Source organism: Acidobacteriota bacterium (genome assembly GCA_026393755.1).
Lineage (GTDB): Bacteria > Acidobacteriota > Vicinamibacteria > Vicinamibacterales > JAKQTR01 > JBAXOX01.
Map to the genome: position 1 here is coordinate 118,915 of JAPKZO010000032.1, position 26,128 is coordinate 145,042.

Annotated in this window: 19 protein-coding genes; 14 read left to right on the forward strand and 5 right to left on the reverse strand. The window is 65.9% G+C overall.

From position 1 onward, the window contains the following. Positions 1-2 precede the first annotated feature (2 nt). Genes NTV05_14210 through NTV05_14230 form a run of 5 tightly spaced genes read left to right on the forward strand, consistent with a single transcriptional unit; the run spans position 3 to position 7,736 of the window. The gene (locus tag NTV05_14210; GenBank protein ID MCX6545550.1) at positions 3-1,022 is read left to right on the forward strand and encodes an NAD-dependent epimerase/dehydratase family protein; all 1,020 of its coding nucleotides are present in this window, start codon (positions 3-5) and stop codon (positions 1,020-1,022) included. Next, positions 1,019-2,113 (forward strand): DegT/DnrJ/EryC1/StrS family aminotransferase, encoded by a 1,095-nt coding sequence (locus NTV05_14215; GenBank protein ID MCX6545551.1) that lies wholly within the window; start codon positions 1,019-1,021, stop codon positions 2,111-2,113. Before NTV05_14210 ends, NTV05_14215 begins: the two co-directional genes overlap by 4 nt. Positions 2,114-2,116: 3 nt before the next feature. After that, complete coding sequence (locus tag NTV05_14220) at positions 2,117-4,663, forward strand: hypothetical protein (protein MCX6545552.1); 2,547 nt, start codon at positions 2,117-2,119, stop codon at positions 4,661-4,663. 14 nt (positions 4,664-4,677) lie between these two features. Next, on the forward strand, positions 4,678-5,868 hold the full coding sequence (locus tag NTV05_14225; GenBank protein ID MCX6545553.1) for a glycosyltransferase family 9 protein: 1,191 nt from the start codon (positions 4,678-4,680) through the stop codon (positions 5,866-5,868). Positions 5,869-5,906: 38 nt separating this feature from the next. Further along, positions 5,907-7,736, forward strand: coding sequence for a hypothetical protein (locus NTV05_14230; GenBank protein ID MCX6545554.1), 1,830 nt, complete (start codon positions 5,907-5,909; stop codon positions 7,734-7,736). Positions 7,737-7,747: 11 nt separating this feature from the next. Here the strand turns inward: NTV05_14230 and NTV05_14235 are convergent, their stop codons facing one another. Continuing rightward, entirely contained in the window at positions 7,748-8,470 is a 723-nt protein-coding gene (locus NTV05_14235) for a glycosyltransferase family 2 protein (protein MCX6545555.1), read from the reverse strand. A gap of 110 nt (positions 8,471-8,580) precedes the next feature. Between NTV05_14235 and NTV05_14240 the strand changes: the two genes are divergently transcribed. The 4 genes from NTV05_14240 (at position 8,581) to NTV05_14255 (ending at position 14,611) form a co-directional block, all read left to right on the forward strand. Next, positions 8,581-9,543 carry a GDP-mannose 4,6-dehydratase gene (locus tag NTV05_14240; GenBank protein MCX6545556.1) on the forward strand — a complete coding sequence of 321 codons (963 nt, stop codon included), beginning with the start codon at positions 8,581-8,583 and terminating at the stop codon, positions 9,541-9,543. A 2-nt stretch (positions 9,544-9,545) separates the two neighbouring features. Continuing rightward, positions 9,546-10,499, forward strand: coding sequence for a radical SAM/SPASM domain-containing protein (locus NTV05_14245; protein MCX6545557.1), 954 nt, complete (start codon positions 9,546-9,548; stop codon positions 10,497-10,499). A 111-nt stretch (positions 10,500-10,610) separates the two neighbouring features. After that, positions 10,611-13,889 carry a glycosyltransferase family 39 protein gene (locus tag NTV05_14250; GenBank protein ID MCX6545558.1) on the forward strand — a complete coding sequence of 1,093 codons (3,279 nt, stop codon included), beginning with the start codon at positions 10,611-10,613 and terminating at the stop codon, positions 13,887-13,889. Continuing rightward, complete coding sequence (locus tag NTV05_14255) at positions 13,886-14,611, forward strand: glycosyltransferase (protein ID MCX6545559.1); 726 nt, start codon at positions 13,886-13,888, stop codon at positions 14,609-14,611. Before NTV05_14250 ends, NTV05_14255 begins: the two co-directional genes overlap by 4 nt. Positions 14,612-14,620: 9 nt before the next feature. Here the strand turns inward: NTV05_14255 and NTV05_14260 are convergent, their stop codons facing one another. Then, positions 14,621-16,438 (reverse strand): glycosyltransferase family 39 protein, encoded by a 1,818-nt coding sequence (locus NTV05_14260; GenBank protein ID MCX6545560.1) that lies wholly within the window; start codon positions 16,436-16,438, stop codon positions 14,621-14,623. 38 nt (positions 16,439-16,476) lie between these two features. Between NTV05_14260 and NTV05_14265 the strand changes: the two genes are divergently transcribed. Continuing rightward, positions 16,477-17,649, forward strand: coding sequence for a radical SAM protein (locus tag NTV05_14265; protein ID MCX6545561.1), 1,173 nt, complete (start codon positions 16,477-16,479; stop codon positions 17,647-17,649). A gap of 15 nt (positions 17,650-17,664) precedes the next feature. Here the strand turns inward: NTV05_14265 and NTV05_14270 are convergent, their stop codons facing one another. Beyond that, positions 17,665-19,245, reverse strand: a complete 1,581-nt coding sequence (locus NTV05_14270) for a radical SAM protein (GenBank protein ID MCX6545562.1) — start codon at positions 19,243-19,245, stop codon at positions 17,665-17,667. A 116-nt stretch (positions 19,246-19,361) separates the two neighbouring features. Here NTV05_14270 and NTV05_14275 point away from each other — a divergent pair, with 116 nt between their 5' ends. From NTV05_14275 to NTV05_14290, 4 genes are read left to right on the forward strand one after another with little or no spacing between them, the layout of a single operon-like run. After that, on the forward strand, positions 19,362-20,270 hold the full coding sequence (locus NTV05_14275) for a class I SAM-dependent methyltransferase (GenBank protein ID MCX6545563.1): 909 nt from the start codon (positions 19,362-19,364) through the stop codon (positions 20,268-20,270). Positions 20,271-20,281: 11 nt separating this feature from the next. Further along, the gene (locus NTV05_14280; GenBank protein ID MCX6545564.1) at positions 20,282-21,325 is read left to right on the forward strand and encodes a GNAT family N-acetyltransferase; all 1,044 of its coding nucleotides are present in this window, start codon (positions 20,282-20,284) and stop codon (positions 21,323-21,325) included. Positions 21,326-21,341: 16 nt separating this feature from the next. Further along, entirely contained in the window at positions 21,342-22,319 is a 978-nt protein-coding gene (locus tag NTV05_14285; GenBank protein ID MCX6545565.1) for a hypothetical protein, read from the forward strand. Beyond that, positions 22,316-23,902, forward strand: coding sequence for a hypothetical protein (locus NTV05_14290; GenBank protein MCX6545566.1), 1,587 nt, complete (start codon positions 22,316-22,318; stop codon positions 23,900-23,902). The genes NTV05_14285 and NTV05_14290 overlap by 4 nt, the downstream gene beginning before the upstream one ends. Here the strand turns inward: NTV05_14290 and NTV05_14295 are convergent. Both NTV05_14295 and NTV05_14300 read right to left on the reverse strand, forming a co-directional pair. After that, complete coding sequence (locus NTV05_14295) at positions 23,899-25,305, reverse strand: FAD-dependent oxidoreductase (protein ID MCX6545567.1); 1,407 nt, start codon at positions 25,303-25,305, stop codon at positions 23,899-23,901. The two genes, NTV05_14290 and NTV05_14295, sit on opposite strands and share 4 nt — an antisense overlap. Further along, positions 25,302-26,057 carry a glycosyltransferase family 2 protein gene (locus NTV05_14300; GenBank protein MCX6545568.1) on the reverse strand — a complete coding sequence of 252 codons (756 nt, stop codon included), beginning with the start codon at positions 26,055-26,057 and terminating at the stop codon, positions 25,302-25,304. Before NTV05_14300 ends, NTV05_14295 begins: the two co-directional genes overlap by 4 nt. Positions 26,058-26,128: the final 71 nt, after the last annotated feature.

The following is a 26,128-nucleotide window of genomic DNA, read 5'->3' on the forward strand; positions in this document are numbered from 1 at the left end:
CCATGGACGGGACCTTCTACCGCAACCGGCCCGTGATGATCACGGGGGGACTCGGGTTCATCGGCAGCAACCTCGCCCACCGGCTGGCCGATCTCGGCGCCGACGTCCTGCTGGTCGATTCGCTGATCCCGGATTACGGCGGCAACCTGCACAACATCGAGGGCATCAAGGACCGCGTGCGGGTCAACATCGCCGACGTCCGGCAAGAGAGCACGATGAACTACCTCGTGCGCCAGGTCGACGTGATCTTCAATCTTGCCGGGCAGGTCAGTCACATCGACAGCATGCGGGATCCGTACACCGACCTGGAGATCAACTGCCGCAGCCAGTTATCCCTGCTCGAGGCCTGCCGCCGGAACAACCCGAAGGCCAAGGTCGTCTTTGCCGGCACCCGCCAGGTCTACGGCAAGCCGGATTCGCTGCCAGTCACCGAGCGGCACCTCGTGCGGCCGACTGATATCAATGGCATCAACAAGGTCGCCGGTGAGTACTACCATCTGGTCTACAACAACGTCTTCGGCGTGCGCGCGTGCTCGTTGCGGCTGACCAACGTCTATGGCCCGCGCCAACTGGTGAAGCACGACCGCCAGGGATTCATCGGCTGGTTCATCCGGCTGGTGGTGGAGGATCGCGAAATCGAGATCTACGGGGACGGATCACAGTTGCGGGATTTCGTCTTCGTCGATGATGCGGCGGAGGCGTTCCTGGCCGCGGGCGCGTCGGACGCGTGCAACGGCGAGGTCTTCAACGTCGGCGGCCTCGAACCCATCAGCCACCGCGATCTGGTCCACCTGCTGATCGAGGTCGCGGGCACCGGGCGTGTGCGGTACGTGGACTGGCCGGCCGAGAAGAAGGCCATCGACATCGGCAGTTTCTACGCCGACTCCAGCCGGTTCACGACGGCGACCGGGTGGCGGCCCCGCGTGGGCCTGCGAGAGGGCCTGGCCAGGACGGTGGCGTTCTACCGCGAACACCTCGCGAAGTACCTGGAGCCGGCGCCCCACGCACCGGAGCGCGCATGACCTCGCCCCGCGTGCCGTTCATGCGGCTGAAGCCCGGCGAGGACGGCCCCGCGATCGACCAGGCGATCCGCCGCGTCATCGACGGCGGGTGGTACGTGCTCGGCCCCGAGGTCGAGGCCTTCGAACAGGCGTTCGCCGGCGCGTGCCATGCCTCCTACGCCATTGGGGTCGGCACCGGCACGGACGCCATCGCGATCATTCTCCGCGGGCTGGGCATCGGCGCCGGCGCCGAAGTCATCACGACACCGCTGTCGGCGGCCTACACCGCGCTTGCCTGCATGATGGTGGGCGCCAGGCCTGTATTCGCGGATCTCGATCCGGCGCGGCTGACGCTGGACCCGGCCGCGGTCGAGGCCCAGATCACGTCGCGGACCGCGGCCATTCTGCCCGTCCATGTGTACGGCCAGCCGGCCGACATGCCCGCGATCATGGCGATCGCCTCGCGCCATCAACTCGCCGTCGTTGAGGATTGCTGCCAGGCGCATCTGGCGACATGCGGGGGACGGCCGGTCGGCAGTTTCGGTATCGCCGCCGCGTACAGCTTCTACCCCACCAAGAATCTTGGCGCGCTCGGCGACGGCGGCGCGATCACGACCAACGACGCCACGCTCGCCTCGCGAGTCAAGCGTCTGAGGAACGGCGGACAAACCGATCGCTACCATCATGCGGAGATGGGCGTGAACAGCCGGCTGGACGAAATGCAGGCGGCCATCCTCTCGGCACGCCTGCCGTTTCTGCCCACGTGGACCGAGGCGAGGCGACAGCACGCCGCCACCTACCGCCGCCTGCTGGCCGGCGCCCCGATCGTGGTGCCGCCCGAACGGGACGCAGGCCACGTCTACCACCTGTTCCCGATTCTCTCGGGCAACCGTGATGCGCTGCGGCTGTGGCTGACGGATCAGGGTATCGACACGCTGATCCATTATCCGGTACCGATCCCCCAGCAGCCCGCGGTGTCGACCGTCAATCCAACGGCCTGCCCCGTTGCGGATCGGGTGTGCCTGGACATCTGCTCGCTGCCGCTGTACCCAGGACTTTCAGAGGCCGAAATCTCGCTGGTTGCCGACGCCATCCAGCGCTTCGCGCCCTGACGCATGCCATACGCCCTCCTCACCCTCATCGTCATCGCGTACCTGCCAGGCACGCTGATCTTCCGGATCCCGGTCGGTCAGCGCGAACGGCGAAGCGCGCTGCCGGCCGAGGAGCGCGCGTACTGGGCGATTATCCTGAGCGTGCTGCTCAGCACGTCGGTCGCGCTCGCCCTGGCAGCGGCCGGCGTGTACTCGCTCGGGCGGCTCGTGGCCATCGACGCGCTCGTCTCCGCCCTCATCATCGCGCGGTGGCGGTTGCGCCTCGGGCTGGAGCCGTCCGCGCCGACGCTCGGCCGCTCGGCCCTCGTGCCGGCCATGCTGCTCCTGCTCGGCTTCTGGGTCTTCTTCCCCTCATCGGAGTACGTCATCGGCGGCAAGGACCCCGGCACGTACATGAACGAGGGCGTGCAGATCGCGCGAAGCGGATCGCTCATCATTCCCGACCATGTGATCGCAGAGATGCCCCCCGCCGCGCGCGACCTGTTCCTGGGGGATCCGCGCGGCGGCGCCGACGACGGTCTGCAGGAAGGCCCCCGATTCATGGGCTTCTTCGTCCTGAGCCGGGATCGGGGCGAGGTGGTCGGTCAGTTCCCCCATGCCTTCCCTGTGTGGATCGCGGTTGGTTATGCGCTCAATGGACTGTCGGGTGCGCTGAGCACGGTGGGCGTGTGGGCGCTTCTCGGGCTGCTGAGCGTGTACTTTGCGTGGTCACGCCTGATTGGACGCCTCCCGGCCGCGATCGGCTGCGCGCTGTTGGCGTGCAACGTGGCGGAGGTCTGGTTCGCGCGATATCCGAACTCGGAAATGATGCAGCAGGCACTGCTGTTTGCCGGCATTCTGGCGGTCAGTCGAGCGTATCGTGACGGCGATCTCTTCTTCGCGCCGGTCGCCGGCCTTCTGCTCGGCTCGGCGGTCTTCGTTCGCTTCGACTCAATCATCATGCTGGCCATCGTGTGCGGTGCGCTGCTCATGTGGGCGGCCGATCACGTGCAACTCGGCCTCTCGTTCCTCGTGCCCTTCTTCGCGCTGCTCGGCGCCGCGGCGATCTATTACCAGACGCTCATGAAGGCGTACATTGTTATCGCCCTGATCGTGCTGAGCGGCAGCGGGATCAGCGGTGACGGCGAACGGCGGCTCGTCATGGCGGCCATGGGTTTTCTGCTGATGGTCGCGCTCGTCAGATTCGTCTGCACCCGCTGGCCAGGAGCGATCGGGTCGCTGAAACCGTGGATTCCACGAGCACTCGCGGTCTCGGTTGCGGTGCTGTGGGCCTATGCCTACTTCCTGCGCAAACAAGGTGGGCTGCTCGCCGCTCACGATGCCGACGCCCTTCGCACGTTCGCCTGGTATGTCGGGCCTATTGGCCTCGCCGCCGCGGTCTTCGGATTCTGCCTGACGACGTGGCGGTCGTTCTGGCGGGATCCGGTGCTGCTGACGACGAGTGCGCTGGTTTCGATGTTCTTCTTCTACAAGATCCGCATCGTTCCCGAGCACTTCTGGCAGGCCCGCCGGTGGATCCCGATTATCCTGCCGGCGGTGTGCCTGATGATTGCGGGAGGCGCGCTCTCGTGGCTGCCGGCATGGTGGGCCAACCCTCGCCCCCGCGGCCACGGCAGACCGGCGTGGCCTGCTACGGCTGCGCGCCTGGCGTTGTCTGCCGCACTGCTGATCGTCGTCGGCTGGCGATTCGCGGTGACCACCGCGCCGGTGTTCGCTCACGTGGAGTACCAGGGAGTCGTTGCCCAGCTGGACAAGCTGGCCAGCCGGATCACCGACCGCGACCTCCTGGTTGTCGAATCCCGAAGCTCGTCGGACCTGCACGTCCTGGCCACGCCGCTGGCCTGCATGTACGGCAAGCACGTGCTGCTGCTGTATACGCCAAAGCCCGATCCAGAGTTGTTCAGGCAGTTTCTCGTCTGGGCAAGCGCCCACTACGATCGCGTGCTCTTCCTGGCGGACGGCGGGACGGACCTGGCATTTCCCTTTGTTGCGGCAACACCGTCCGGGCTCGAGCGTTTCCAGATCCCGGAGTACGAATCGGCGTACCAAGCCTGGCCTCGCGTGGTGCGCCAGAAAAAGTTCAGCCTGACGCTGTATACACTGAGGTATGCGGCGACGCCGGCGGTGGTCACGGACATCGACGTCGGCGGGGCCGACAACCTGTGGGTGTTTCGTATCCACGCCCGGGAGGACAGCGAAGGCATCAGCTTCCGCTGGACGCGTGACATCTCGTACGTGACGGCGCAAGGGCTGAGCGCCGGGAGCCGCACCGTCACGCTGTGGATGAATGACGGTGGACGGCCTGCGAATGCCGGCGCGGCACGGGTTCAGATCATATTGAACAATCACCCGCTCGGAGAGGTGAGGGTCAGCACTGATTTCCAGCCCTACACGTTCGCCATTCCGTCATGGGTGGCGGCCGAGGCGGCGGGCCGCACGCAGGCATCGGTCTTCAAGCTCGTCAGCACGACCTGGCGGCCATCGGCCGTACTGGGCAATTCAGACACGCGCGAGCTCGGGGTGATGCTGCGCCGGGTCCGGGTCGAATAGCGGGCATTCAGGCCATGTTCACACATCTCCAGATCGCCGACCCCGGAGAGCGATGGCTTGTGGGCATTGCTGATGCCTTGTTGTCCGTGGTCGCGATGCCCGGGCGGATCTCGAGGCGGGCGCCACGCGGCCCGGTCGAGCGGGTTCTCCTGTTCCGTCTGGAACGCGTGGGCGATCTCCTCATGGCCAGGCCGGCGATCGAGTCGGTCAGACGCTTTCTACCCGACGCACGAATCGATCTGGTCGTGGGCAGTTGGAATCGAGCGCTGGCTTCTCTGATACCCGGCATCGATTGCGTGCACGTGCTCGACCTCCCCTGGCTCGCCCGCGGCGCTGCGTCGGCGACGCTGGCGGACGTGTCAGCGGCAATCAGGATCTGGCGGAAGCCGCGTCATGATCTCGCCATCAATTTCGAGGGAGACATTCGCAGCCACGCGCTGATGTGGGCTGCCGGAGCAAGGCGCCGCGTCGGATTTGACATGGCCGGCGGCGGTCCCCTGTTGACGGATCGGGTGACGTTCGACCCGCGCTCACACGTGGCGGCCAATTGCCTGCGGCTGGTGGCGCGAGCGTGCGATCGGCCAGACGGCGAATTCATCCCCGAGCCGGCACCGCTCTCGATTCCTGAGGATATTCGGGCCGAAGGATTGCGACGCCTCGGTGTGGTACCGGCAATGCCGAACGGACTTCCCCGGCCGCTCATCGGCGTTCACGTGAACGCGGGCCGGCTCGTCAAGCAATGGGAGCCCGCAGCGTTCTCACGCGCGGCGGCTGAACTGGCCCGCCGGCACGAGGCGGCGATCGTGCTGAGCGGCAGCGATGATGACCGCCCGATTGTCGACGAAGTGAAGGCTGGGCTGCCCCCAGACGTGACGGTGATCGACCTGGTGGGAAGGCTGGATCTGGTTCAACTGGCGGCGGTGTTTCAGCGCCTGCAACTCGTGCTGAGCGTGGACACCGGGCCCATGCATCTGGCTGCCGCCGTCGGAACGCCCGTCGTCGGCGTGTTCGGACCGTCGGATCCGCGGCGATGGGGCCCGATCGGGCCGTCCGTGGTCACTGTCCGGATCGACCTGCCGTGCAGCCCGTGCAATCGCATCCGGCACCCGCCGACACGATGCGTCGGCCACATCCCCGATTGCCTGATGGGCGTCACAGCCGAGCAGGTGATCGACGCAGCCGAGATGCTGCTCCGGCGAACGTGATGACGAAAGGGCCGATCTTGGATCACGATGAGGCGGTCTTGCTGGTGCGCTCCGCGCGGGGGGCGCACCGCGTGGCGCTCACGGAGTGGCTTGGCGCCGAACTCGCGGAACAGGCGGAGATCGACGCCAATCGCTGGATCAAGGCACTCCGGCATGCCCGGGTCGGCGGCCAGACGCTGCGCGATCGCTTCACCCACCGCGGGGATTCGCTCTGGTGGTTTGGGGAGCTCTACTTCCACAAGACACGGGTCATCAACACGATCTTCCGGACCCTCTATGCTCTCGAGGCCCTGGTGGCGGCCGAGCAGCCGCAGCGGTTGAGTGTCGTGCGAGGCAGTCCCGAAGTCCGATTCCTTGCCGCGCGAGTCGCCAGGCGCGCCGGTGTTGAGTGGGCAGGCGGCGGACAGTCATGGCCGGTTGGGCTGGCGCCACGCCTCGATGTCGTCGTTCGCGCGCACGCGTTCGTCGCCGGTGCCGGCATCGCCCGATGGCGAACTGCTCGCCGGCAGGTGTCGGCACGAGCGACGGTAGCCGGATTCGTGCACGCGGCCTTCTGGCGCGGAGACGGGGAGCAGTACATCGGGCCGATTCTGCGCCGTCTCAGCACGTCAGGCGCGACGGCCTCGCTGGCGCTGGTTGGCGTGGGCCCGGGCACAACGTACCGGGCTCGCTCGTGGCGCAACCGGGTCCGGAGCCTGGCGGGACTCGGCCTCGAGTCGGCATCGTTCACTCCGATCGACGCGTTTGCCTCGGCGCGAGATCTGGCGCCGTCTCGAGAGATCTGGCGGCAGCGGGCTGGCATCCTCCGCGAGATGCTGAACAGTGCCGACCTTCGCAGTGCGGCGATGATTGGCGGCTGCGATACCTGGCCGCTGTTGACGCCGGTCCTGGCTGGCGTCGCGTATCTTCAGTTTCCGTGGTCTGCGCACGTGATGGACCAGTTGGGGGCGTCGCTCGACGCGCTGAAACCGGGCGTCGCGCTCACGTACGCCGAAGCTGGCGGATGGGGCCGCGCCCTCGTCCTCGAGGCGCGCCGACGCGGCATTCCGACCGTCGGCCTGCAGCACGGGTTCATCTACCGGCACTGGCTCAACTACCTGCACGAGCCGGACGAAATGGCGCCGTCGGTGTGCAATCCCGCGGACCGGGGTTTCCCGCACCCAACACTGACGCTGCTCTACGACACGTTTGCCGCCGAGCACCTCCAGACGGCGGGGCACTTCCCTGAATCCGCGCTGGCGGTCACGGGAAGCGCGCGGCTCGACGCGCTGGTCGAACAGTCGGGGGCGCTCACCGCAGCCGAACTGGACGGCATCCGCCAGGCCGTTGGCGCACGGCCGGATCAGCACATCGTCGTCGTGGCGTCGAAGTTCACGCAGATTCGGCGCGTGTTCCCCGCGCTGGTCGACGCGGTCGCACACATGCCCGATGTGCGGCTCGTGGTGAAGTGCCATCCCGCAGAGACCGGCGAGCCGTATCTCGCGATGGCGAGAGGCGTCTCGAATGTCACGGTTGCGCCTGTGACAGCGGGCCTGGCGACGCTGACCCGCGCCGCGCGGCTGCTGGTCACCGTGAACTCGACTGCGGCGATTGAGGCGATGGTGATGGGCTTGCCGAGCCTCGTGCTGGCGCTCCCGAACAACCTGAGCCCGTTTGTCGGGCACGGTGCTTTGGCCGGGGTGGCCGAGGGCGATCCAATCGCCCCGGCGCTGCGTGCGCTGCTGACCGACGAGAACCGCCGATCGGAACTGAGACAGCAGCGGACGGCCTTCATGGCCCGCTATGGCATGCGGTCCGACGGCCTGGCGGCGGACCGTGCCGCCGCGGCGATTGTTTCCTTAGCAGTCAAGACAGACAAGACTGATTGACACCGCGCGTGTCATCCACGGCCGTGGCTCGGCCGTCCGCCAAACCTGCAGCCGACCAGCACCCGTAGGGCCTGGATCCCGTCACGCCACCTGATCTTCTTCCCCTGGCCGCGCCCGCGCGGTTCGTACCGCACAGGCACTTCGAAGATGCGGTGGCCCGCCATCAGCAGCTTCGCGGTGATCTCGGGTTCGATGTCGAACCGGTTGGATTCGAGTCGCAGTGCGCGCGCGACCTCGGTCCGCATGACCTTGTAACAGGTCTCCATATCGGTGAGATGCGATCGGTACAGCAGGTTGGTGACGGCTGTCAGGGTCACGTTCGCGGCGAGCGTGAGCAGGGGAAGCCCGCCTCGCCGTTCAAGAAAGCGCGAGCCGTAGACGACCGACGCCTCCCCGCTCAGGATGGGCGCGACCAGCGATGAAAGCTGGGCGGGATCCAGCTCGAGATCCGCATCCTGAATCACGACGATGGTGCCGCCGATTGATGCCAGGCCCAAACGGATGGAGGCCCCCTTCCCGGCGTTCCGGTCGGCGTGAATCACGCGCAGGGACTGGTCCCGGCTGGCCAGACCGTCGAGGACCTCGCGAGTGCCGTCAGTCGACCCGTCGTCGACGATGACAATTTCGCGCGGCAGCGGCAGATCGATCGCGCGGAGGCGGTCGATGACAGCGGCGACGGTGCTGGTCTCGTTGTAGACGGGAACGAGAATCGAGAGAAGTTCGCCGGTCGGCATGGGCCGCGATCAGTCTACATTGGCCACGGCTCTTTTCCCGAATTTCCGACTGGCGCGCGCTTCTTCCCGGCGCGCCATGCGAGGTATCATGGCAATTGGAGATTCCATTCATGCGTGCACTCATCACGGGCGGGGCCGGGTTTATCGGCTCGCACCTGGCGGATCACCTGCTGGAGGCCGGCCACACGGTCTTCGTCCTTGACGATCTGTCCACAGGCGCGTTCAGCAATATCGCCCATTTGAAGGGCCGGCCCAATTTTCACTACACCATCGATTCGGTGACCAACGAGCCCGTACTCGCGGAGCTGGTGGATCAGGCGGACGTCGTTTATCACCTGGCCGCGGCGGTCGGCGTCCGGCTTATCGTCGAGCATCCCGTGCGCACGATTGAAACCAATGTGCATGGCACCGAGGTCGTACTCGCGCATGCGGCGAAGAAGAACAAGACCGTCGTGATCGCGTCGACCTCCGAGGTGTACGGCAAGAGCACCGACGTCCCATTCCAGGAAACGGGGGACGTGAAGCTGGGCCAGACGGGCAAGCACCGCTGGGCTTACGCGTGCAGCAAGCTGATCGACGAGTTCCTCGCGCTGGCGTACTGGAAAGAGAAGGGCCTGCCGGTGATCATCGTCCGGCTCTTCAACACCGTCGGCCCGAGGCAGACCGGCCGGTACGGGATGGTGGTGCCGAATTTTGTGACCCAGGCGCTGGCGGGCCAACCGATTACCGTCTTTGGTGATGGCAGCCAGACGCGGTGCTTCACTTACGTCGGCGATGTCGTGTGGGCGCTCTCCAAGGTCGTGGCCGAGCCGCGCGCGATTGGCGGCGTCTTCAACCTCGGCCATGCGGAAGAAGTCTCGATCCTGGCGCTGGCTGAGCGCGTGAAGGCACTGACGGGCAGCGCTTCTCCGATTGTGACGATCCCGTACGACGAAGCGTACGAAGCGGGATTCGAGGATATGCCCCGGCGCGTACCCGACATCAGCAAGATTCGCGACCTCATCGGGTACGAGCCGCGGGTGCCGCTGGATGAGATCCTGAAGCGGGTGATCGCCTTTCATCGGCAGCAGTAGCGGTGGCGCAGACCATCCGGCAACACGCGCGGCGGTGGATCGAATCGCTCCTGTTGCGCGAGGCGAAGCCCGTCCGGCGGATCCTCCTCGCGGCTGGGCGCGATCGCGCGCGCCGGCTCCCCGACATCGTCCAGATCGAAGCCACCAACATCTGCAACGCCAAGTGCACGTTCTGTCCCCGCGACGACATGGAGCGCCGGCAGGGAATCATGGACATGGCGCTCTACCAGAAGATCGTGGACGAATGCGCCGAACTTGGCATCCGTCACGTCCGGATGCACAACTACGGCGAAGCGTTCGTGGACAAGCGGCTGCCCGAGAAGATCCGCTACGCGAAGCAACGCGGCATCGCGGAGGTGGGCGTCATCACGAACGGATCGCTGCTGGGGCCAGACGTGGCGAAAGCGGTCATCGAGGCGGGGCTCGACGCGATCAACATCAGCCTGGACGCCGCTGGCAAGGACACATTTGAATCAACGCGTCTCGGACTGAAATACGACAAGGTGATGTTGAATCTCGAGGGGTTCCTCCGCATCCGGCAGGAACTCGGTCGGCGCCGGCCGAAGCTCATCCTGTCGTTCGTGCGACAGGGAGACAGCGCCGAGGAACAGTCCTTCATCGATCGCTGGTCCGCCGTGGCCGACAAGGTCCACATCACTGCAATGCACAACTGGGCGGGCACGCTTGACCAGAAGTCCGACGTTCACTTCCCGTGCTATCGCCAATGGCTGAGCTTCACGGTGCTGTGGGACGGGCGCGTGAGCCTCTGCTGCGCGGATTTCGACGGCACGGTCGTCCTGGGCGATCTGTGCACGGAGACGATCGAACAGATCTGGCACAGCGAGATCTACCGGCGGACACGCCGCGAGCACCTGACCACCGGCGGCCCCGAGATCTGCCGGAGCTGCGACCTGCCCATGAAGGACTCTCCCCTCTGGATCACACAGCTGTTCTGACAGCCCGCGATCGCGCCGAAGCACCTCCACCCCGAATCCCGAGCCACGACTCCCGAATCCCGTTTCGAGACCAGGCACCGGGGCTCGATCGCATGGGGTAGAATTCGACCGGTGTTTCAGAAGCTGAAGCTGCTGTCGGCAGACTTGACGGTATACGGCATGGGAGACGTGGCGATCCAGGTCGTCAACTTCCTGCTGCTGCCCGTGTACGTCCTCGTCCTGACGCCGACCGACTACGGCGTCCTCGGCGTTCTGCTCGTCGTCGAACAGATACTGCGTGTTGTGTACCGGTGGGGCGTCGATGCCTCGTTCATGCGGTACTACTACGACTGCCATGACACCGCCGCCCGTCAACGGCTGGCCAGCACGTTGTTCTTCTTCCTCGTCGTGGCCAGTGGCGGGCTCATGGTCGCCGGCGTTACTGTGGCGCCGTTCGTGGCGCGCCGGGTGTTCGACAGCCCCGCATACGCGCTGTCGATGCAACTCGTCTTTCTGACCACCTTTCTCAGCTGTCTGTCGTTCCTGCCGTTTCACGTCATGCGCATCGAGGGCAGGACCAGGACCTTCGTCTCGCTGACGTTCACGGCGAATCTCTCGACGCTTCTCGGCAAGCTCCTGTTCGTCATCGCGCTGCGGTTGGGCGTGCTCGGCATCTATCTGGCGGATCTGGTCGTCGCGGTGGGCATCATCGTCCTGCTGCTGCCCCGATTCGTCGCGCTGATCCGTCCGGTGTTCTCGATGCAGGTCCTCAGGGAATGCCTGCGGTTCGGACTGCCGCGGCTGCCGCATGGCATGGCGCACCAGGTCATTGCCGGGGCGGATCGATACATCCTCAGCCTGTTCTATGCCCTGCGCGAGGTCGGCATCTACACCATCGGCGCCAACCTCGGGCTCGGCATGAAGCTCTTTCTGAGCGCGTTCGAGAACGCGTGGGCGCCGTTCTACTTCTCGGAGATGAAACAACCGGGGGCCAAGCAGACGTTCCGGACGGTAACCACCTATGGGATGACCGTGCTGCTGCTGATGGTGGCTGGACTGTCGGCGGTGGCCTACGATCTCGTGCGCCTCATGACGAAGCCGGAGTTCTACGGCGCCGCGCGCTTCGTGCCCTGGATCGCGCTGAGCGTGGCGCTGCAGGGCGTCTATCTGCTGACGTCGATCGGCCTGAACATCACCAAGCGAACCGTCTTCTATCCCGTCTCGACCGGCATCGCCGCCGCCGCCAGTGTGGCGGCCAGCTTCATCCTGATCCCCCGGTTCGGGGTCGAGGCCGCGGCGTGGTCAAACACCATCGCGTATGGCGTGCTGGCCGGAACCGCGATGTGGTTCTCGCAGCGGGTCTACCCCATTTCCTATGACTGGGGCCGCCTCGCGCGCGTGGCGGTCGCCGCGGTGCTGTCGACCATGATTGCCAGGATGATCCTGCCGGTCGGCGTCATGCCGATCATCGGGGTGATCGTCCGCGGGAGTGTGGTGCTGGCGTCATTCACGGGGATACTGGCGCTGTTGGGCTACTTTCAGCCCCGCGAGATTGACCGGATCAAGTCGCTGGGCCGGCGTCTCTGGCGCAAGTCATCGGCAGGCGGGCCGGTCGAAGGCGAGGCCGACGAAGGCGAGGCCGACGAAGAGGGACCGGTCGCCAGCTTCGGTCGGATCGAGCGGAACCGCACCGCGCTCGCGGGATACTGCCTCGCGGCGGTGCTGGTACTGGCATTCGCTCTTCGAGTGCTGGGGATTGGCTTCGGATTGCCGCAACTGTACAACCCGGACGAAGTCTCGATCATGTCGCGGGCTCTCGCCTTTGCAAAAGGCAACCTGAATCCTCATAACTTCCTGTATCCGACCTTCTATTTCTACGTGCTCTTCGTGTGGATTGGGGGGTACTTCGTCGTGGCCCTCCTATCGGGCGCGGTCGCCTCGATTGGCGCCTTCCAGGCCAGTTTCTTCACCGATCCAAGCGGCATCTATCTGGCCGGTCGAAGCCTCAGCGTGGTGTGCGGCGTGCTCACCGTGGTGCTCGTCTACCGGCTGGGCAGGCGGTTGGCGGGGCGTAGCGGCGGTCTTGCGGCCGCGCTCTTCATGACGGTCGCGCCATTTGCCGTGCGCGATGCGCACTACGTGAAGCACGACGTGCCGGCGACGCTCGCGGTGGTCGCAGCCTATCTCGCGCTGTTCGCGCTCGACTCCTGCACCGACCGCTACCGCCGGCGCTGGCTGGTGATGGCTGGAGCAGCCTGCGGCGTGGCATTCTCGGTCCATTACTACACCGTGTTCCTCGCGCTCCCGCTCGCTGCGGCCGTCATGGCAGGCGAACGCCGCCGGCTGATGGCGATCAGGGACCTGCTGATTGCGGGTGGTGCGGCCGCCATCGTGTTCGTTGCGCTGTCGCCATTCCTGCTGGTCGAGTTCCGTACCGCGCTGTCAGATATGGCCGCCAACCGGAGCATCGTTGTCGATCGCGCCGTCGGTCACGGCCACGGGTGGTTCGGGAGCGCCCGGACCTACGCCGACATGTTCTGGCACGATGCCGTCGGATGGCCCGTCTTCTTGCTCGGTCTCGTGGGAATCCCTGTGCTGGCTGCGGCCTCGCGACGCCAGGCGGTGCTGCTGCTGCTGTTCCCGGTGGCCTTCATGGTGTTCATTGCGAACACGGTCCCGGCCACCAGGTACCTCAACCCGGTCATTCCATTCGTGGCCGTGTCGGCCGGCGCCGCCGTTGCGGCGTTCGCGAGGATGCTGGGAGGGCGGCGGCAAGTCGCGGCACTCGTCGTGTGCCTGCTGGCGGCGGTCCCTGGCGCCACAGCCAGTATCGCCTCGGGCCTGTTCTTCAGGCAGATCGATACCCGCACGCTCGCTCTGCGCTACATCGAACACCAGATTCAGCCGGGATCGGGCGTCGCCGTCCAGCCATACTCGGTGCCGGTTCTCCAATCACGGGAAGGCCTCATCGAGTCGCTGCGAGCAAATCTCGGCGACGAGCGTCGCGCGTCAGCCAAGTTCCAGCTCCGGCTCGCGCTCACTCCTTATCCGGAGCCGGGATATCGAACGATCTTCCTCGGCGACGGAGGCCTGGATGCGGACAAGATCTACGTCGGCTACGCGCAGTTGGGCGGAACGAGAGGCTTGAGCGCCCTGCGGGCTCACGGCGTGACCTGCATCATCGTCAAACGCTACAATGTCCCTTCCCCGGAAACGGTGCCGTTCCTCACGGCGCTTGAATCCGAGGGACGATTGCTCGCGACGTTCTCGCCTTACCGTCCCGGAACCGTCCGGACGGCCGAGACAGAGCCAGAGCCGTATGTCCATAACACCGACGCCCGCATCACGGCCGAACTGGAGCGCCCTGGCCCTGTGATCGAAATCTGGCAGCTCCCGGATCGAACTTCATGAGCGCCCGTCCGGATCTCTCGGTCGTGGTGCCGGTCCACAACGAGGCGTCCCGCGTCGTTGCGGGGTTGCAGGCGCTCGTCAGCTATCTCGCGGCGCTTCCACTCACTTCGGAGATCGTCCTGGTTGATGATGGCAGCAGCGACGAGACCGTGCCCCTCGCGCGACCCTTGCTGCCGGCAACAGGTCAACTGATGGAGGAACCCCATCGGGGAAAGGGGGGCGCGGTCCGCGCAGGCATGCTGTCGGCTCGGGGTGAGTGCGTCATCTTCCTCGACATCGACATGGCGACGCCGCTGCGCTTCGTTGCCCCATGCGTTGAGCGCCTGCACGCGAATGCCGACGTGGTGATCGGCAGCCGGCGGACCGCTGACGCCAGGATTGAGCGGCACCAGGGACGGCTCCGCGAGTGGCTCGGCGTGGGATTCTCCCTGATGTCGCGGCTGATCACCGGCGCCCGAGTCAGTGATTTCACGTGCGGATTCAAGGGATTCCGCCGGGATGCCGCCCAGGCGATCTTCAGTCTGCAGCGTGTCGACAACTGGAGTTTCGATGCGGAGGTGTTGTTTCTGGCCAACAGGCTCGGCCTTCGCGTGGAGGAACTGCCCGTGGTGTGGACCAACGACACGCGATCCAAGGTCCGCCTCGGGCGCGACATCCTCGGATCGCTGGCGGGCCTGCTGACGATCCGCGCCAACCACCTGCTCGGCCGGTATCGCCGGTAGCCGGGCCTGTCACCTGCTCATCGGCGGGCTCGCGCGGATTGGCTTGACGATCAACCCCGCGAGGTCGCGCCCGCCAGTCGATTCCGAGACCGGAAATCGCGCCGTCACGCGCCAGCCTGGTGACGCGTGAAGCACCTCGAGGATCGTCTCCCCTTCATACCCGATTCGCGGTGCGAGGTAGGTGAGGACATAGGGAACCCTGGCCCACAGTTCCTTGTCGTCGTAGTTGCCGAAATGCAAACCGACGTACAGGGGGCGAATGCCGTTCTCCAGCGCGAGCCCGTTTGCCAGCTTCCCGAGCACCGGCGTGCCCCAGGGCAGCAATCGCCCAACCTCTCGCGAGGCCTCGACGTTCTTGTAGGTGCGCCCCGCGGCCCACTGCGTGTACTGCGCCAGATCGCCCGCCACGATGACCGCGGCCACGGCCAGCGCGCTTGCCGGCATCCAGGTCGTCGTGAGAAAACGTCCCACGCCCCGCCGCCAGAACGCGAGCCCGCCAGCCAGACTGATCACGGCGAGCAATGCCGCCAGCCGGACCCCCGGCTTCGGTTCGTAGAGGAACGGCAGTCTCGCGAGCGCCCCCCAACCCGTGTAGAGGGCGAAGGCCGCAATCGGCAGGAGCCACCAGGCCTGCTTCAGCGTCAACTCCCGGACGTGCTCAGGCAGCAGCCGGCGATCCCTGCCGAGCGTCAGAGAGGCCACGCCGATCATCGCGGGGATCAGGTACACGAACCGGCGCTCGTTCCCCGTGTCCTGAAGGATCAACTCCATGACGCCGAGCGCCAGCCAGAGTGAGAGCAGGCGATCGCCAGCCGGCCGACGCTTCCAGTCGATCAGGCCCGCGAGTAGCCCGGCCATTGACAGCCACGTCAGCGCCAGCATGCGGGTGAAGAAGTCGTGCACGATCGGGAACCAGCTGGCGCGGGTGATGACCACCGACAACCCGGACGCCGCTCTGCGCTGACCGTACAGCTTGATGTTGTAGAACGCGTACTCGGACCAGTTCGGGATGACGAATGCCAGCAGCGCCGCCATTGAAAAGACGACGAGGCCAGTCAGCGTCCATCCTGCCGCCCGCGCCTCCTGCGCGGTGTCTTGGCTCTCGGTGGCGCCGGATCGCGTTGCGGCGACGTGGCGGTACAGCGCCCAGCAGCAATCGAGTCCGAGGCCGACAACGAAGAACGCGGCCGACGCCTTGGTGCAAAACGACGTGACGGCCAGCGCGCCAGCGACGAATCCGAGCACCGGCCGCCGGCGGGAGGCGGCATACGCACTCCACGCCATGACCATGAGGCCAATCATGGTGGCTTCGAGCAGCGCGACGCGCCCGTACATGACGTAGATGTAGTTGGTCGCGGCCAGACACGCGGCGATCGCCGCCGACGACCGGGTTCCCACGCTGCGGATTCCGACGGCCAATGCCAGCACCGACAGCGCGCTGAAGAGAATCGACGGCAGCCGGGCCTGGCTCAGCCCGACGCCCAGGGCCTTGAAGACCGACCACTCGATCCCCGTGAAGACCGGCGACACGAACATCGGATTCCAGCCGTCGGTGCGCCACTGGTCGAAGAGCACTCGGTTGCGGGCGTTATGCACCCACACGCCCTCGTCGTGCCAGACGATGCCGACGGTGGCGTGAGACGGCGGGTCAGCCGGCTGAAAGGCGCCGCGCAATCCGAGGCCCACAAGGCAGGCCAGGGCCACGGCCAGGATAAAGCGGCTCCTGGTGGGCGTTCCGATGCTGGCCGGCAGAGTGTGCAGCCGTTGGCGCATGGCAAAGTACTTCCACTCGCGCTCGATGATATCGACGCCCGGGAACCGCCGCAAAAGTGTACGCCACGAGTCGCCAATATAGAATAGTTCAGATGTCTCCCCTGCATGTCCTGCTGGATCCGCTCGCGCGAGTCCTGCGTGCATCTCCGGCCGTGAACCGGGTCTGGGCTCGCGTCCGGTCCTGGCGGCTCGAGCGTGGCGCCCGGCGTATCCTGGCCAGACGCGACGGCAGTGCCGGGCGGCTGCCGGGCGGCGTCGTGTTCGAAGCGACGATGCGCTGCAACCTGCACTGCGCGTTCTGCTACGTCGGTGCGCTGCTGAACGTCGAAGGCGAGTGGCGGGAGGAACTGTCGCTCGATCGGCTCGACCGCGCGTTCCCTGAAAGCCAGGGACTTCAAATCAGCTTGACCGGCGGCGAGATCTTCGTTCGCAAGGACATCGTCGCCGCACTCGACCTGTTTCGCCGGAAGCGCTACGTCTGCGGGTATCTGACCACCAACGGCACCGCCATCACCGACGAGCGGGCGGAGGCGCTCGCGCAGTTGGCCATCCAAGGGTTCGTCAAACACATCAGCGTGTCGATTGATGGTCCTCCCGAGATCCACGACGTGGCACGCGGGGCGAAAGGGACCTTCGAGCAAACGGCCAGGGGCGTGAGACGTCTCCGGGCGGCTGCCGGCCGAACCGGGGCGCCGCTTCGCGTCAGCATCAACACCACCGTCGCCGCCGACAGTATCGAGTCGCTCCATCGCATGGCCGACGTGGCCCGCGATCTCGGCGTCGACGCGATCGGCCTGAACCACCTGATGTACAGCACGCCGGAAGAGGTGGACCAGACGCTTCGGATCCTCGGCGTGGCCGACCCGGCGGTCATCGCGACGTACGTGACACGGGATCCAGGCGTCGCGCCCGCCCGAGTGAGCAGTCAGGTGAACGCACTGCAGAGACAATGCCGCGAGCGAGGCATCAAGTTCGATTTCCGTCCGCGCGTGCGACCCGAGCTTGTGGACGCGTACTACACGCCGGGAACGTCGCTCTCAGGACGGTGCCTCTACCCGTTCCGTCATGCCCGCGTGGGCTTCAGCGGCAAGGTCTACTTTTGCCCGTTCATCCGGGTCGTGGTGGGGGATCTTGCCACCGAGACGCTGGGACAGGTGTGGACGTCAGAGCGCTATGCGGCCATGCGCCGCCAGTTGCTCGAACACAAGCTGTTCCCCGTGTGCCGGCGATGCTGCAAGGTCGAGCTTGAACGACCGGGCGCGTGACGGCAGTCGGCAGGGCTATTGGGGCGGCTGTTCGATTGACTCGTCCCTTCGCGGGCGGACACCGCGCCGGAACACGTACCCGAGAAAGACCACGCCCAGCTTCAACAGGTTCCACGCGTCGGCGGGCGACCGCATGGCGCCCAGCCTTGCGCGGAGGTTGTAACCGCTGATGGCCCCGGCGCCGTAGTACTCGAACTTCAGCCGGTTGAGCTCGCGAAGGCCCATCTGCGGCTGCAGCAGCGTCGGCACCGCGATCGGCCGGTTGTTCATGCGGTTCTCCGGATAGTACCGCTCGCTGGTCCAGTCGAAATCCTCCGCCATCAGGCCCCGCTGCCTGGCGTAGCGCTCGACCTCGGTGCCGGGCATGATGCTGCAGCCGGCGCCGAGCGCGAGCTGGTTGATGAGCGGCTTGGTGCGCCTCATGAAGCGCACCGTCATCATGCCGTCCTCGAACGTCTCGTCAGGCAGGCCGAACATGAAGAATGCCTTCGTATAGATGTCGAGCCTCTTGCACCAGTCGAGGACCCGCTCGACCTGCTCGAGCTTAATCCCTTTGTGAATCCGCTTGAGCATCACCGGCGAAGCGGTCTCGACGCCGAAGGAGACGAACCGGCACCCGAGACTCCTCATCCGTTTCAGCAGGTCGAAGTCGACGGTATTCACACGAATCTCGCAGTACCAGGTGAACCGCAGCTTGCGCCGTTCGATCTCGTCGAGGATGCCGACCACGTGCGCGCGATTGAGCGTAAACGTGTCGTCGAAGAACCAGATGGCGCCCAGGCCGTACCGGCCGAGCAGATCTTCGATTTCGTCGGCGACGCGTGCGGCCGAGCGGCGGCGATGGCGGACGCCCCACATCACAGAGGTCGAGCAGAACGAGCAAAAGACCGGGCACCCGCGCGAACTCATGACGGTGGTCGCCTTCTGGCCGAAGAGCGTCTGCCCATAGGCGGGGATATCGAGCAGGTGGCGGGCGGGAACGGGAATCGAATCCAGATCCTCGATGAAGGCCCCGACGGGGTTGTCAACGATCTCGCCGTCGCGCCGGAATGACAGGCCCGCTACGGCGGTCATGTCCCCAGAGCCAGCCAGCGCGGTCACCAGTTGGCGCATCGGTACCTCGCCCTCGCCTCTGACGACGAAGTCCACCTCGGCGATCTTCTCGAGCGTATTGCGAGACGCAAACGTCACATGCGGGCCGCCGAGCACAAGAGGCACGTCGGGCAGCACGCGCTTGCTGAGCCGGGCGGCTCGGAATTGCTCGTACCGCGTCCAGGTCGTGCCCGTAATGCCGACCAGATCCGGCCGCGTGTCGCCGAGCGCCCGCTCGAGTGCCGGGTAGTCCATCTGGCGGGCCGGACAATCGAGGATCTCGACGCGGTGACCGTCTTCTTCGAGAACCGCAGCCAGCCACGCAAGTCCGAGCGGCGGCATCGGCACCTTGCCCAGCTGCGACTTGCCGGCGGGCGGCGACATGAGAAGAACGCTCCGGGCGTTGGGCGGGTGGATCACGGATTGGTCGATGGCGGGTGCGCCGATTCCCTGCGTCTGTGCGTGCGTCTGTGCGAACCGGGCAGCCACAATAAAGTGTAGCATCCGCGCCCCCGAGATCGCATCCCTGTGACGCGGGCGAGTGAATGCTGCGACCCGAATCCTTTCGCTGCTCAGACGGCCTACGGTAGAATCGGGGCTGCCCGACAAATATCCTCGCTGTGCGGAGCGTCAGCAGCGTCACGACGGGTTCGGGCGATGTGCGGGAACCGTTCGGGGGACATGTGCGCCAGATCGACACAGACGCCATCAAGTCGTACGCGACTCGGCGATTCCGCTCGGAGTACGACTATGCGCTGTTCGAGTACTTCCGGAGCGCCAAGGTGATCAGCTTCCTGGAACAGGCCGGCGTGAAGCTCGGCGGTCGCGTGCTCGACGCAGGCTGCGGCGGCGGCGGCATGCCGCTCTCGTTCGCGGAAGAGGTCGACCAGGTCGTCGCCATCGATCTGGCGGCGCGATTCGATGACGCGGGGCACAGGCTGGCCACCGAGCGCGGCGTCCGAAACCTCCACTTCGCCCGTGCCGATGGGCAGGCGCTGCCGTTTACGGATGCGTCGTTCGATCTGGTTCTGTCCCACGCCGTTATCGAGCATGTGGCCGACGCGCAACGGTACCTCAAGGAATTGGCGCGCGTGTTGAAGCCCGGCGGCATCATCTATCTCTCGACGGCGCCATATCTTTCCTTCGCGGGTGCTCATCTGCCGCGGCTCAGGATTCCGATCCCCTTGCACCTTCTGCTGGGCCGGCGGGCCTCGTTTGCGACGTTCAGCTGGCTTGCCCGCCACGCTCCATGGACGCTACGGGAGCCGGAGCACGAGAATTCGTTCATCAAGCTGGCTCGCGAGGGACGAGCCAAGTTCGACGATCTGCTGGAGAAGGTCCGGGTGCCCCGCCTGCGCGATCACATCCGGGGCGCGCAACTCACGATCGTCACGGAACTGCTCCAACTCACCGGCACGTTCCGGCGCGCGCCTGCTCCGGTTGTTCGATGGCTCCGCCAGACGCCGCTCGTGCAGGACATCGTCATTGGCAACATGGAGTACGTGCTCGTCCGCCGGCGGGAAGGGTAGTAACAGCCGTCATGGCATCCATTGACGCCTTTCGACCTGAAGACGCCAGAGCGATTGTTGCGATGTACCGTCGCGTGTTTGGCAACGACTCCGCCGACGAGAACCGCCTGCGCTGGGAGTGGCAGTACGCGCACAACCCCAACAACCCGGCCGGCGGACCGCTCATCTGGGTCGCGCGTGAGGGATCGACTGTCGTCGGCCAGTACGCGACGATGCCGGTCCGGTTGCAGGTCGCCGGCGCCGAGATCGACGCGTCGTGGGGTATGGACGTGATGATTGCGCCCGAGCGCCAGCGCCAGGGCCTCGGCGATGCGCTGTTCCGGTGGTGGGACCAGCACGGTGGCGCCTCGCTCGGCCTGGGTCTGTCAGAGGCGTCGTATCGGCTGTTCCAGAAGCTGCACTGGCCGAACGCCGGACCGGTGCCCTGCCTGATCAAGCCCCTGTCGAGGCGGGCCTTTCGCCGGCCCAACTGGCCGATGCCGATTAATCGTCTCGTGTCGGCGCTGACGCATCCGCTGATCCGCATCATTTCGCGCTCGAGGCCCCTGCGGGCCGAGATCGTGCCGGTTGATCGATTCGGCGAAGAATTCACGCTGCTGTGGAAGCGCCTCGCGCCCAAGTTCGATTTCTCGGTCAAGCGTGATGCGGCCTATCTCAACTGGAAGTACCTCGAACCCCCCCACGTCCGCTACTCGACGGTCGCACTCCGGCGCGGATCAGAAGTGCACGGGTACGCGGTCTACCGCCACGTGCGCGAACCTCGCGGACGGGTGACGCTGCTCGTCGATTTCCTGGCGCACCCCGACGATGATCTTGGGGTGAAGACGATCCTGCGTTGGGTGGACCAGGAGGCACGACGCGCCGATTCGGACAAGATCCGCGCCTTCGCGTTGCACGAGGGTTTCCGCCGCATCATGAAGCGGTCGGGCTACTTCCAGGTGAAGTCGACGATGGAGTTCATGGCCAAGATCAACGCGATCGAGGTGCCGCCTGGTTTCTATGCGAGCACGGCGCGCTGGCACGTGACACTCGGCGATTCGGACCAGGACCGGTAGGAGCCGGACGGCTGCCATGCTGCATCTGCTCGTGGGCATCGACACCGAAGGCGACAACCAGTGGTCGGCCGAATCGCGCGTGAACCAGCGGTTCGAGAACATCTACGCGCTGCCGATTCTTCACGCGCTGTTCCGGCGCCACGGCGTCAGGCCGACTTACCTCGTCACGTACCCCGTTGTGAGCGATTCGAGATCGGCCGATGTCCTGCGCCGGCTCCGCGCGGGCGGCGACTGCGAGATCGGGGCTCACCACCACGTCTGGGAAACACCGCCGTGCACGAGCGAAGACGTGCAGCGGCATCAGTACGCGCTGCAACTGCCGGCCGATCGGTTCGCGGCCCAGATCAGGGCGCTCGGCGTCGCCATCGCGCATCAGATTGGCGAGTGGCCGGTGTCCTACCGATCCGGGCGGTTCGGGTTCTCCGCCCGTCATGTCTCCGATCTTGAGCGCGCCGGCTATCGCATCGAGTCGAGCGTGGCGCCGCTCTTCTACGAAAGGCACAAGGGCGGCCCTGACTTCGTCGGTGCGCCTCCGACACCGTACTTTCTCGCGTACGATGATCCCACCGTCGCCGGTACGAGCAATCTCCTGGAAATTCCAGCGTCGGCTGGACTCAACAGGCGGGTGCCGGCCGTGATCGAACGGTGCTACGCGCGGGCGCCATGGCCGTACACCACCAAGCGCGTGCTGCGGAAACTGGGAGTCGCCCGCGTGCAGTGGCTGAGGCCGTCCTACTCGTCGCTGGAGGACATGTGCGCCCTCGCCAGGCGCCTCACACGCGACCGGGTTCCCGTGCTCAATCTGCTCTTCCACTCGAGCGAGGCCATTGTCGGCGGCAGTCCCTACAACCGTACCGAGGCGGAGTTGCGGGACTTCTGCGATCGCCTCGACCGGTTCCTGGCGTACGCGGTGAACGAACTCGGCGCGGTGCCAGCCACGTTTGCCGAATTCCGCGCGCAGTACTGCGGCAGCGCGCGCGAGGCCCGTGCATGAGGCCGCTGCCGGCGTGGATCTTGGCCGGGCTGGCCCTGCTGGTCCTGCTCCGCGTTCCCGCCGTCGTTCAGCCCCTCGGACTGGACCAGGGCGCGTATTCGTACGTGGGCCAACGCATCCTGGCCGGTGACGTGCCGTACCGGGACGTTTGGGATCATAAGCCGCCGGGGCTCCATCTTGCCTATGCGTTCATGTGGTACGTGTGGCCCAACGAAGGCGTCGTACCCCTGACCGACGCCGCACTGGCGGCCGGCGTCGCGCTGTTGCTGCTGGCGATGGCCCCTCGGTTGACGGCCTCGAGGGGCGCCGGGCCGCTGGCAGCGGCGCTCTTCCTTTTTCTGGGAAATCCATCCCTGGCCCGCTACGGTGGCGTTCGCGTCCGCGGCCAGGGTGAGGCGTTTATCGCGGTATTCGTCACTGCGGCCGTCTGGTGTGCGCTGCGCGCCGCCGGATCGGCGCAGGTCACCCGACCAGTGAGGCGGGTGCTGGTCGCCGGCGTGTTGATCAGTGCGGCAGCGCTGGTCAAGTACCAGGCTGGCATCTTTGTCGTCGCGGTGTGGGCCGCGGTGTTTCTGCCGCCCGATCAGCAGGAACGCGCACCCGTGCCGCTTCGAGAGCGACTGATACTTGTCGGCTGGAGCGTGGTCGGCCTGGCCGTTCCGTTGCTCATGGTGCCGGTCGTGTTTGCCGCGCTCGGCGCGTTCCGCGACTTCTGGGATGCCACGGTGGCCTTTAACCTCGGCTACAGTCAGGCCACCTACGAAAGCCCCTTTGCGTTTGTGCGATTCCTGGCGACGTTTCCCGTGCGGCAGGCTCGCGTCGATGGTCTCTGGCTCCTCGGGGGTGCGGGGTCCCTCGTGGTGGCGTGGAAATGTGTCAGACGACCGTCTCTGACTGTGCCGCTGGTGTGGATCGCCGTCGCGTGTGTTGCGATTGCCGTCAACGGCAGCCGGGGACTTCCCCAGTATTTCATCCAGGCATCCCCGGCGCTGGCACTCGTGGCCGGGATCGCGGGCGCCGAAATCTGGGGGAAGATGCCACGTGCCAGCCGGTTGTTGCTGGTGGCCCTGGCGGTCTGGGCCGTGTCCCGGGTGGTGTCGATCCCGGACGGCGTCAACGCCACCACGTGGGACAGCGCCCGCCTTGTCGGCCGCATCGATGAAGCGACCTACCTGACACGGTTTGGCGGCCGGCCCGGAGACAAGTACTCGGTGCCCGATCTGCGGGACCTGGCATCACAGATCCGGGCGCGCACGGCGCCCGCCGACCCTGTGTATGTATTCGGGTTCTCTCCGGCCGCATACGTGTATGCCGAACGCCGGAGCGCCTCGCGGCTATTTTTTTCCACGCCGGTGGTGAGTGCGTTCGGCCAGCGTCACGCCGGTTATGGTTCGATCGGGTTGCTCGCCGATCTGCGCGGAACACCGCCGGCGCTGGTCGCGCTCCAGCGCGACGATGCGGGCCCGGGTGGAAAGGATTCGCGCGCGTGGTTTCTTGCCGATCCTCAACTCGGACCCTGGCTGTGGCAGCACTATCGACAGGTCGAGTCGCTGCCGCGATATGACCTCTGGGAACGCCGCTAGCGGCCAGGTCCGTTCACGACGTCGGGATGGCGCAGCGTGAGTTCCTCCGACCCGAATAGCAGGTGATTCACCGCCTCGACGCCCTGCATGAGTGCGTGGTCCTGGTTGGACACTTCGTACTTCCAGGCGCCAAACCTTCCCCGGCTCCAGATTCCATTTTCACGTAACGCCTCGTCAACGGTGTCGAGGATGTCGTCCCGGCCGATGAACGGCGTGGGGTACCCGTGCTCAAGCCGCTTCTGCCAGAGGCTCGCGACCGTGGCATCGGGCGGCATGAGTTCCTCTCCGCGGCAGGCAGCGAGAACGGCGGCGATCAAATCGTCCTGCCTGACGGGCCGACGCGGAGATTCGCTGACTTCGCACATCAGCGACCAGTACAGCCGGGCGTCAGGGACGTTGTTGGGAGAGTAGTTCGAGAAGACGGTAGCGCGATAGAACGGCACGTGTGGCTCTGGAAAGTACATCCAGCACTTCGTCGCCAGGTGACTGGGAATGGTGCCGCAGAGGCCGATGCCGACAACGTTCGTGGCCGAGTGCACCAACTGATCCCCCAACGTCGCGACCGGACCCAGACCCGGAAGATGTCGGAGGAGCAGGTCGAGCGGCATCGTCGAGATCAGGTAGTCATACGGGAGAACCGCGCCGTCTGTCGTGGAGACTTCCCGCCTGTCCAGGTTGATACCCGCCACACGTGTGTGCAGCAGGGCCGATCCTGAAGGCAGTCGTCGCCAGAGGGCGTTCCAGATGGCCCCAGTGCCGCCATGGATGGGAAACCGAAACCGTGTGTTGGGCCCCCACGAGACTTCCTGGCGCTGCTCAGCCCAATTCTTGAGAATCCGCTTGAGGTCCACGGTCGCGACACGCTCGCCGACCCACGTCGCACTCATCTCCGTCGGAGGATACGCCCACACCTTCTCGTTGTAGGGGACCAGAAAGACCTGGGCGAGCCCCTCACCGAACTGCTGCCGAATCCAGTCGTCGAAGGATGCGGGCGGCTCCAGGGGCTCACGGCTCGTGGCCCGGTCAACGAGCCCGTCGAGACAGGCAATCAGATCGTCGGGAGGCAGTTGCCAGATGTTGTTCTGGAGAGGATACGGAATGAAGCGCTTGCGCATCCGCACCCAGGCTTCCCGAACGTGATCCAGCCAGCCGTCGCGGAGCAGATCGTCCATCAGGCGATCAAAATACTCGTAGTGGGAGAACAGCACGTGGCCGCCGAGATCCCACGTGAACCCCTGAGGATCCAGGATGGACGTCGCCAGTCCGCCTGGCGCGGATTCGGCTTCGAGCAGTGTCCAGTTGCCACGACCCAGTTCGGTGAGCCGCCACGCCGCGCCCAGCCCGCAGGGACCGGCTCCCACAATCACAATGCGCGGGTCTGCGCTGGTCGCTCGCGGGGTCATCGGCGCGGGTCCTTCCCGGTTGGTGATGCCGCGTCCTGGGTGAATCGATACCGAAGGGTCTCGATCGCGGCCCGGGCGGCCTTTCGATACAGACGCCAGCTCGCGATGGACGAGGTCCCGGTCTGCCGAGGCTGATGCACCACGGGGAGATTCAGCACCCGCAGTTTCCGCCGCGCGTACTCCCCGGAGATCATGACATTCGGCGCGAAGGAGGTGGATGGAATCCGGTCGAGAAAATCTGCGAGCACGGACGTCCGCATCAGGCGATAGGGCACGTTTACATCAGCCACCGTCGCACCAAAGCACACCCGGACGATAGCCCTGGACACCGAACTGACGACGGCTCGGCCTGCCGACTGGGCCCGGTTCACCCGGATGCCGAAGACGCCGTCCCACCGCTCGCGTGCGCGCCAGAACGTCTCCAGATCGCCGGCACCCAATTCGCCGTCGCTGTCGACCTGGAACACCCAGTCCGCCGCCGACAGCGCCGCCCGGTACCCCGAGAGAATCGTCTGACCATGGCCGCTGTTCGACTTGTGCACAACGCAGACGCGGGCATCGGTCTGGCAGGCGTCGAGCGCGGCGCGTGTGCCATCGGTCGACCCGTCGTTGATCACCCGCAGTTGGGTGCGCGCCCCAAGTCTATCGAGGACATCGAGCCAGGCATCGATGACGCCGGAGATGCAGGCCTCTTCGTTGTAGACGGGCATCACGACGACCAGGTCGAGCCGCGGTCCGCCCTTAGTTCCCATGCCGTGCTCCACGCGCCGGGTGGCCCGCGCTCGGCTCACCAGCGGAACAGAATCGGTCTCGAAGTCCGAGG

Excerpts from the sequence above, each read along its gene's own strand:
- NTV05_14210 (MCX6545550.1), top strand. The coding sequence starts at position 3 with ATGGACGGGACCTTCTACCGCAACCGGCCCGTGATGATCACGGGGGGA.
- NTV05_14215 (MCX6545551.1), top strand. The coding sequence starts at position 1,019 with ATGACCTCGCCCCGCGTGCCGTTCATGCGGCTGAAGCCCGGCGAGGAC.
- NTV05_14220 (MCX6545552.1), top strand. The coding sequence starts at position 2,117 with ATGCCATACGCCCTCCTCACCCTCATCGTCATCGCGTACCTGCCAGGC.
- NTV05_14225 (MCX6545553.1), top strand. The coding sequence starts at position 4,678 with ATGTTCACACATCTCCAGATCGCCGACCCCGGAGAGCGATGGCTTGTG.
- NTV05_14235 (MCX6545555.1), bottom strand. The coding sequence starts at position 8,470 with ATGCCGACCGGCGAACTTCTCTCGATTCTCGTTCCCGTCTACAACGAG.
- NTV05_14240 (MCX6545556.1), top strand. The coding sequence starts at position 8,581 with ATGCGTGCACTCATCACGGGCGGGGCCGGGTTTATCGGCTCGCACCTG.
- NTV05_14255 (MCX6545559.1), top strand. The coding sequence starts at position 13,886 with ATGAGCGCCCGTCCGGATCTCTCGGTCGTGGTGCCGGTCCACAACGAG.
- NTV05_14265 (MCX6545561.1), top strand. The coding sequence starts at position 16,477 with ATGTCTCCCCTGCATGTCCTGCTGGATCCGCTCGCGCGAGTCCTGCGT.
- NTV05_14270 (MCX6545562.1), bottom strand. The coding sequence starts at position 19,245 with ATGCTACACTTTATTGTGGCTGCCCGGTTCGCACAGACGCACGCACAG.
- NTV05_14280 (MCX6545564.1), top strand. The coding sequence starts at position 20,282 with ATGGCATCCATTGACGCCTTTCGACCTGAAGACGCCAGAGCGATTGTT.
- NTV05_14285 (MCX6545565.1), top strand. The coding sequence starts at position 21,342 with ATGCTGCATCTGCTCGTGGGCATCGACACCGAAGGCGACAACCAGTGG.
- NTV05_14290 (MCX6545566.1), top strand. The coding sequence starts at position 22,316 with ATGAGGCCGCTGCCGGCGTGGATCTTGGCCGGGCTGGCCCTGCTGGTC.
- NTV05_14295 (MCX6545567.1), bottom strand. The coding sequence starts at position 25,305 with ATGACCCCGCGAGCGACCAGCGCAGACCCGCGCATTGTGATTGTGGGA.
- NTV05_14300 (MCX6545568.1), bottom strand. The coding sequence starts at position 26,057 with ATGGGAACTAAGGGCGGACCGCGGCTCGACCTGGTCGTCGTGATGCCC.